Annotated in this window: 6 protein-coding genes and 2 pseudogenes; 3 read left to right on the forward strand and 5 right to left on the reverse strand. The window is 68.3% G+C overall.

Going from position 1 to position 7,256, the window contains the following annotated elements; genetic code table 11:
* Window positions 1-99 precede the first annotated feature (99 nt).
* The 3 genes from TMO_RS28475 to TMO_RS28485 all read left to right on the forward strand — a co-directional run bounded on the left by TMO_RS28475 (window position 100) and on the right by TMO_RS28485 (window position 5,282).
* Entirely contained in the window at window positions 100-1,305 is a 1,206-nt protein-coding gene (locus TMO_RS28475) for a GNAT family N-acetyltransferase/peptidase C39 family protein (RefSeq protein ID WP_014748534.1), read from the forward strand.
* 4 nt (window positions 1,306-1,309) lie between these two features.
* Entirely contained in the window at window positions 1,310-2,815 is a 1,506-nt protein-coding gene (locus tag TMO_RS28480; protein ID WP_014748535.1) for a RimK family alpha-L-glutamate ligase, read from the forward strand.
* A gap of 373 nt (window positions 2,816-3,188) precedes the next feature.
* Window positions 3,189-5,282, forward strand: coding sequence for a TonB-dependent receptor family protein (locus TMO_RS28485; RefSeq protein WP_187297889.1), 2,094 nt, complete (start codon window positions 3,189-3,191; stop codon window positions 5,280-5,282).
* A gap of 4 nt (window positions 5,283-5,286) precedes the next feature.
* On the opposite strand, the gene TMO_RS28490 is transcribed toward TMO_RS28485, so the two are convergent.
* The 5 genes and pseudogenes from TMO_RS28490 to TMO_RS31010 all read right to left on the reverse strand — a co-directional run.
* Window positions 5,287-5,577: an addiction module antidote protein gene (locus TMO_RS28490; RefSeq protein ID WP_014748537.1), complete on the reverse strand. Its 291-nt coding sequence runs from the start codon at window positions 5,575-5,577 to the stop codon at window positions 5,287-5,289.
* Window positions 5,570-5,875, reverse strand: coding sequence for a type II toxin-antitoxin system RelE/ParE family toxin (locus TMO_RS28495; protein WP_014748538.1), 306 nt, complete (start codon window positions 5,873-5,875; stop codon window positions 5,570-5,572). Before TMO_RS28495 ends, TMO_RS28490 begins: the two co-directional genes overlap by 8 nt.
* 44 nt (window positions 5,876-5,919) lie before the next feature.
* A complete protein-coding gene (locus tag TMO_RS28500; protein ID WP_014748539.1) occupies window positions 5,920-6,429 on the reverse strand; it encodes a PaaI family thioesterase in 510 nt (169 codons plus the stop codon).
* Window positions 6,430-6,469: 40 nt separating this feature from the next.
* A pseudogene (locus TMO_RS28505) lies at window positions 6,470-6,967 on the reverse strand (class I adenylate-forming enzyme family protein); the annotation flags it as partial.
* Window positions 6,966-7,163, reverse strand: a pseudogene (locus TMO_RS31010) (long-chain fatty acid--CoA ligase); the annotation flags it as partial. The pseudogenes TMO_RS31010 and TMO_RS28505, both read right to left, overlap by 2 nt.
* Window positions 7,164-7,256 lie beyond the last annotated feature (93 nt).

Genomic DNA, 7,256 nt, shown 5'->3' on the forward strand with positions numbered 1-7,256 from the left:
TCTTGCCACTTGAACCGGCGCCGCCGACGGTGAACATGTCAGGGCAAGACAGATCTCTGCCATCCGGTGACGGCAGAGCCGGAACGGAGCCCGGGTGGCATGGATGACGGTGGGGCAGGCAGATATGCGGCGGGTGCGGCGGCGGCGCTCATTGCCCCGGCGGCACGGCGCCCCGCCATCGCCATCCGGGACGCGACCCTTGCCGATATCGACGCGCTGCTGGCGATCGAAAACGCCTCCTTCGTCCACGACCGGATCAGCCGCCGCAGCTTCCGCCATCTGCTGACCCGCGCCCATGCCGATACGGTGATCGCCGAAGCGGCGGGTGCCGACGGACGGATGGTCGTCGCCGGTTATGCGATGGTGCTCTACAACACCGGCACCCGGCTCGCCCGGCTCTATTCCATCGCCACCGCCCCCGGCTGGCGCGGGGCGGGGATCGGCGGCCGGCTGCTGGCCGAGGTGGAGGCCCGCTCGCGGGCGGCCGAGGCCACCACCATCCGCCTGGAAGTCCGTGCCGACGCGCCCGATGTGGCGGCAATCTATGAACATGCCGGCTATCGCCGCTTCGGCCGCTATGTCGCCTATTACGAAGATGCGGTGGATGCGATCCGCATGGAGAAGTCGCTGGCCCGGCGCCTGGATCCGTCGCGCGACCGCGTGCCCTATGTGGAACAGAGCCTGCCCTTCACCTGCGGGCCGGCGGCGCTGATCATGGCGATGCATGCGCTCGACCCCGAACGGGCCACCGGCCCTGAGGAGGAACTCAGGATCTGGCGCGAATCCACCACGATCTTCATGACTTCCGGCCATGGCGGCTGCTCGCCCCATGGTCTGGCGCTGGCGGCCGCCGCCCGCGGCTTCGGTGTCCGCCTGCACGTCACCGGCCAGGGCGTGCCCTTCGTCGACGGCGTGCGCAGCCCGGAGAAGAAGCGGGTGATCGAGATGGTCCAGGCCGAATTCGTGCGCGAGATCGCGGACGAGCCGCTGATCACCCTCGACGAACGGCCGGCCACGCTCGACGACATCGCCACGGCCCTCGGCCAGGGCGAGATCCCGCTGCAGCTGGTCAGTTCCTGGCGCTTCGACCGGCAGAAGGCACCGCATTGGGTGGTGGTGGTCGCGGTGGACGACGCCTGCGTTCACATCCATGATCCCTTCGTCGACCGCGACGAAGGCCGCGCCCCCATCGACTGCATCCGCATCCCCGTCCCCCGCCGCGATTTCGAGCGCATGTCGCGCTATGGCCGCGCGGGGCTGCGTGCCACACTCCTCATCTCCTCCCTTCCCACCCCGGGTTCCTGAGCCAATGCACCGGCATATCGTCATCGTCGACCGCCCCGAGGATCGGGCATCGGTACCTGCCGCCACGGGCCGCGTGGTGCTGACGGCGCGCGAATACGTCGAGGCGCCGCCGCCCGAAAAGCCCGGCGCCAAGGTGGTGAACCTGGTGCGGGACCACCATTATCTCTCGCTCGGCTATTACGCCTCTCTGCTGGCGGAAGGCCGGGGCGAGAAGGTCATCCCCACCCCCCATGCCCTGACCGAGATTTCCTCGAAGCGCATCTACGCCCATGCGCTGCCCGAGTTGACGGCAATCGCCCGGCGGCATCTGCTGGCGCCGGCAGACGGCGGCGCGGTCGCCCGCACGGTCACGGTGATCTTCGGCGAGACCTGCGAGGCCGAGACCGCAGCGCTGGGCCGGCGGGCCTTCGAGCTGTTCCGCCTGCCGCTGATGGCGCTGCACCTCACCTACGGCGCGTCGGAACCGGCCGCCGGCGGCCGTCTGGGCTGGACGGTGCGCTCCATGCGCAGCCGCAGCCTGCGCGGGCTGGATGCGGCCGAACGCGGCCGGTTCGACACAGCGCTCGACCGCTTCACCTCCGATCGCTGGCGCGACCCGAAACCGCGCCCCGGCAGCCGCTACAGCCTGGCCATCCTGCACGACCCCAACGACCCGCTGCCGCCGTCGAACCCCAAGGCGCTGGAGCGGTTCCGCAGGATCGGCCGGACCCTCGGCATGGAAGTGGAGCTGATCACCCGGCGCGACTATCCGCGGCTGGCCGAATACGATGCGCTGTTCATCCGCGAGACCACCCGGATCGACCACCACACCTTCCGCTTCGCGACCAGGGCGCAGCAGGAAGGCATGCCGGTGATCGACGATCCGCAGTCGATCGTCCGCTGCACCAACAAGATCTATCTGGCCGAGCTGCTGCGCACCCACGACCTGCCGGCGCCGCGCACCATGATCCTGCATCGCGACCGGCTGCTGGAGGCCGAAGCGCTGGGCTATCCGATCGTGCTGAAGATCCCCGACGGCGCCTTTTCGGACGGTGTCTTCAAGGCCGAGAACCGCGAGCAGCTGGTGGCACTGGGCGCCCGGGTCTTCGCCCGCAGCGAGCTGGCACTGGCCCAGTCCTTCGTCTACACCGCCTTCGACTGGCGGGTCGGCATCCTGAACCGGCAGCCGATCTATGCCTGCCAGTATTTCATGTCGCGCAACCACTGGCAGATCGTGAAGCATGGCGGCGACGGCCGCATCGACGAGGGGCGCTTCCGCACCTTCGGCGTCGACGAGGCCCCGGCCGAGGTGATCGATGCCGCCCTGCGCGCAGCCGCCCCGATCGGCGACGGGCTCTATGGCGTCGATCTGAAGCAGAATGCCGAGGGCGTGTTCGTGATCGAGGTGAACGACAACCCGAACATCGATGCCGGGGTCGAGGATGCGGTGCTGAAGGACGAGTTGTACCGGATCGTGCTGAGGGAGTTCATTCGCAGGATCGATGCCGCCAGGGCAGGTGCTGCGACGTAATGTCGCAGATCTGAGAGGCGCCCCGCATCCCTACACTGCGCCGATGACGGGGCACGGGCGGCGGACCGCAGACCAGGGCAGGCATGCTCACCAACCGGCACGGCGCGTTCTGCGCCGCGCAGCGGGCTGGCTGGCGCTTTTTGCCCTGCTGCTGACCCAGCCCGCCATGCTGGCCGGCATGACCATGGCCGAGGCCGGCCCCGTCGCCATGGGTGCCGCGGCCAGGAAAGGCCCATGTCCGGGCCCTGCGACCGGCGCGCCCCGCCTGTCGCCACCGGCCGACCCGCCGTCGCCGTCGCCGTCCGCGCGCCCCGCCCGCCCCCTGATCCCGCAGACCCCCCTTCCGGTTTCCAGGATCAGGACACAAGACCAGATGATGACCCGTCTTCCGCCCCGCGGCGGCCGTCCCCGGCCGGCCGTGCGCTGCCTGCTGTCGGCCACGGCCGTCACCGCCCTCACCCCGCTTGCAGCCCTAACCCCGCTTGCAGCCCTGGCCGAGGATGCCGCCACGGCGCTCCCCCGGCTTCAGGTCGAGGCACCGGCCACGGCCTCGCGCACGGCGCCCGATGCCGCAACCCGCGCGGCCGAGCTGGAGGCGCGCCTGCCCGGCAGCTTCGTCGTGCTGCCGGCCGCCGCGTTCGAGAACAGCCGCGCCTTCACCCTGGGCGACATGATCGCGACCGTCCCCGGCGTCTATGCCCAGTCGCGCTTCGGCCAGTCCGAGACCAAGCTGTCGATCCGGGGGTCCGGCCTCAGCCGCAATTTCCATATGCGCGGGGTGAAGCTCAGCCTCGATGGTCTGCCGATCAACACCAATGACGGCGCCGGCGACTTCCAGCAGATCGACCCGCTGACCCTGCGCCAGGTGGAGGTGCTGAAAGGCGCCAACGCGATGTCCGATGGCGTGTCGATGCTGGGCGGCGAGATCCGGATGGAAAGCCGGACGGGGTTGAGCGATCCCGGCGTCACCGCCCGTGCCGAGACCGGCAGCTTCGGCTTCGTGCGCACCCATGCGGGTTTCGGCGTGGCCGAGGGCCGGATGGATGCCCATCTTTCGGCGACGCTCAGCCGCGAGGACGGATTTCGCGAGCATTCGGCCCATGACAACAAGACCTTCGCCGGCAATCTCGGCTGGCGGGTGAGCGATGCGGTCGAAACCCGGCTCTATCTGGGCTATGACGATCTCTGGCAGGAACTGCCGAGTGCGCTCACCCTGGATCAGGCGCTGAACCGGCCGCGGAGCACGGCGGCGGGCAACATCACCGGCGACCAGCGCCGCGACATCACCTCGATCCGGCTCGCCAATCGCTGGTCGATCTCGCTGGGCGAGGCGACGGAGCTGGAACTCGGCGGCTGGGTGCTCGACAAATCGCTCTACCACCCGATCTTCCAGGTGCTCGACTACGACTATCTGGATGGCGGCGTGCAGGCGAAGCTTTCCACCGCCACGGAATTCGCCGGCATGTCGCACGGCCTCACCTTCGGGGTGCGGCTGGCCGGCGGCGAGACCGATGCCCGACGCTATGTGAACATCGGCGGCAGCCGCGGCGCACTCACCGCCGAGGGCACCGAACGCGGCCGCACCTACGAGGCCTGGGCGGAAGACGCGATCGGCCTGACCCCCGCCCTCACCCTGGTGCTGGGCCTGCAGGCGATGCATGCGACCCGCGGCTATGACGATGCCTTCCTGTCGGATGGCGATGATTCGGGCGAGGCGCGCTATGACGAACTCAACCCGCGCCTGGGGCTGATCTGGCAGGCGGCACCCGACTGGCAGCTCTATGGCAACCTCTCGCGCAGCGCCGAACCGCCGACCCTGTCGGAGGTGAACCCGAGCACGGCCCCCGGCTTCGCCGATATCGACGCCCAGACCGCCTGGACGCTGGAAATCGGCAGCCGCGGCCGCATCGGCCGGCTGGGCTTCGATGTGGCGGTGTTCGAATCGCACCTGCGCGACGAACTCCAGACCTTCGGCACGATCACCGGCGGCACCACCACCATCAATGCCGACCGCACGATCCATCGCGGGCTGGAAGCCGGTTTCGACCTGACGCTGACCGAGGCGCTGGCGCTCAAGGCCTCCTACACCTGGTCGGATTTCCGCTTCGACGATGACCCGACCTATGGCGACAACGCCCTGCCCGGCGTGCCGCCGCACCGGGTGTATGCCGAACTGCGCTGGCAGCCGGCCCCGGGCGCCTGGATCGCGCCCAATGTCGAATGGGTGCCGGTCGACTATGCCGTCGACAATGCCGAAAGCCTGGACGCGCCCGGCTATACCCTGCTCGGCATCCGGGCCGGCTGGGAACCGGTCAGCGGCGTGACCCTGTTCCTGGACGGCCGCAACCTGACCGACGAGGACTACATCGCCACCACCAGCGTCGCCCCCACCGCGGATGCCAACGCCGCCCTGTTCTATCCGGGCAACGGCGCCGCGATCTATGGGGGGATTTCGTACCGTTTCTGAGCCGTCAGCCGGCGTGGGGCTTGGCGGTAAGGTCCAGCCCCACGGCCTTCATGATCGCGAGAACCGTCTGCAGGCTGGGATTACCATTCCTGGCGAACGACATGTGCAACTGCTCTCGCGAAAGGCCGGTCTTTGTCGCCACATCGGCCATCCCTTTCGCACGGGCGACCACCCCCAGAGCATTGGCGATATATGCCGCGTCGCCGGTCTCCAGGGCCTCCGCCATAAACAGCGCAATCCCGTCCTCAGAGACCAGATCCTCCGCCGGATCGTAGATGCTCAACACATCAGCCATAATCATCATCCAGTTTGGCCGCAAGCTGCTTTGCCATCACGATATCGCGGTCCTGTCTGCCTTTGTCGCCAGCGCAGAGAAGCACGATCACCACGCTGCCCCGCCTGGTAAAATACACGCGATAGCCGGGCCCGAAATGGATGCGCAGCTCACTCACCCCACCGCCGACCGGCGATACATCCCCGGCATGACCGGCAGCCAGACGGTTCAAACGCGACGCGATAAGCGCCCGGGCCCGGTCGTCCCTGAGCCGCGCTCGCCACTTCCGGAAGGTTTCGGTCTGCCGCAGCTCGAACATGAATTAAGTCTGCCACGCACCGCCTGCAAGATGCCAGAGCGGCCTTACGCCCCAAACACCGTCTTGGTGATCCGTGCCGCGGCATAGACCGTGTCGCCCAGCCGGGCCTCGGCGTCGAGGAAGGCGACGCGGCGGCCGCTGCGGATGACACGGGCGTGGAAGCGCAGATCGGCGCCGATGGGGGCCGGGCGCATCACGCTGACGAAGATGTCGTGGGTAGAGGCGTTGGCGCCGTCGGGCAGATGCGGCAGCAGGGCCAGATAGGCGGCAGGATCCAGCAGGCCGTAGAGCACGCCGCCATGGACCGTGCCGGCGGGGGTGGCATGGCGGGCATCCAGGCGCAGGCGCGATTCGGCACCGTCGCGGGTGATGCGCACCAGTTCGAACCCCATCAGCCGCTGGAAGGGCAGGCTCAGTACCAGTTCGACATCGGCGCGGCGGGCGGCGGGAAAGTCGGGGCCGAGCGCGCCCTCCGGGATCAGCGGGCCCGGATGTTCGACGGAGGCGGCCGCGGCGGCAAGCGCCGCGGCCAGATCGGGGAGAGGTCGGGTCACGAGGACGGTGTTCCGTGGCTGTCTGCAATACCGGTCGGGATCAGGCGGCCGCTTCGGCGAGCGCCCGGTCGCGCAGATCGCGCTTCAGCAGCTTGCCGTTGGCGTTCCGCGGCAGCGGATCGGCGCCGAAGGTGAAATAGTCGGGCACCTTGTAGTCCGACAGCCGGGCGGCGAGGAAGGATTTCAGGGTGGCGGCCACCTCGTCCTCGGTCTTCTCCAGCCCCTCGCCCTTCAGCATCACGAAGCAATGGGTGCGCTCTCCCAGCACCGGGCAGGGCCGCGAGACGATGGCGCTTTCCGACACCCAGGGATGGAAGGAGAGTTCGCTTTCGACCTCGGCCGAGAAGATCTTATAGCCGCCGCGATTGATCATGTCCTTGCGGCGATCGAAGACCTTCACATAGCCGGCCTCGTCCATCGAGCCGATATCGCCCGAGCGCCAGAAACCCGAGACGAAATTCTCGGCATTGGCATCCGGCCGTGCCCAATAGCCCTTCACCACCATCGGCCCGCGGATCCACAGCTCACCCGCCTCTCCCGCGATTGATCATGTCCTTGCGGCGATCGAAGACCTTCACATAGCCGGCCTCGTCCATCGAGCCGATATCGCCCGAGCGCCAGAAACCCGAGACGAAATTCTCGGCATTGGCATCCGGCCGTGCCCAATAGCCCTTCACCACCATCGGCCCGCGGATCCACAGCTCACCCGCCTCTCCGGGCTGTTGGCGCGCATCCAGAACTGACCCACTTTCGGCGGTGATGCGCGGGTAAAACTGACCCACCTGAAGCCCACATCCTGAGCATCTTTTGCTCGGGGGATTTCAGGA

Source organism: Tistrella mobilis KA081020-065, from assembly GCF_000264455.2.
In the GTDB taxonomy this organism is placed as follows: domain Bacteria; phylum Pseudomonadota; class Alphaproteobacteria; order Tistrellales; family Tistrellaceae; genus Tistrella; species Tistrella mobilis.

Coding starts and splice junctions, on each gene's coding strand:
- TMO_RS28475 (WP_014748534.1), top strand. CDS start 100: ATGGATGACGGTGGGGCAGGCAGATATGCGGCGGGTGCGGCGGCGGCG.
- TMO_RS28480 (WP_014748535.1), top strand. CDS start 1,310: ATGCACCGGCATATCGTCATCGTCGACCGCCCCGAGGATCGGGCATCG.
- TMO_RS28485 (WP_187297889.1), top strand. CDS start 3,189: ATGATGACCCGTCTTCCGCCCCGCGGCGGCCGTCCCCGGCCGGCCGTG.
- TMO_RS28490 (WP_014748537.1), bottom strand. CDS start 5,577: ATGGCTGATGTGTTGAGCATCTACGATCCGGCGGAGGATCTGGTCTCT.
- TMO_RS28495 (WP_014748538.1), bottom strand. CDS start 5,875: ATGTTCGAGCTGCGGCAGACCGAAACCTTCCGGAAGTGGCGAGCGCGG.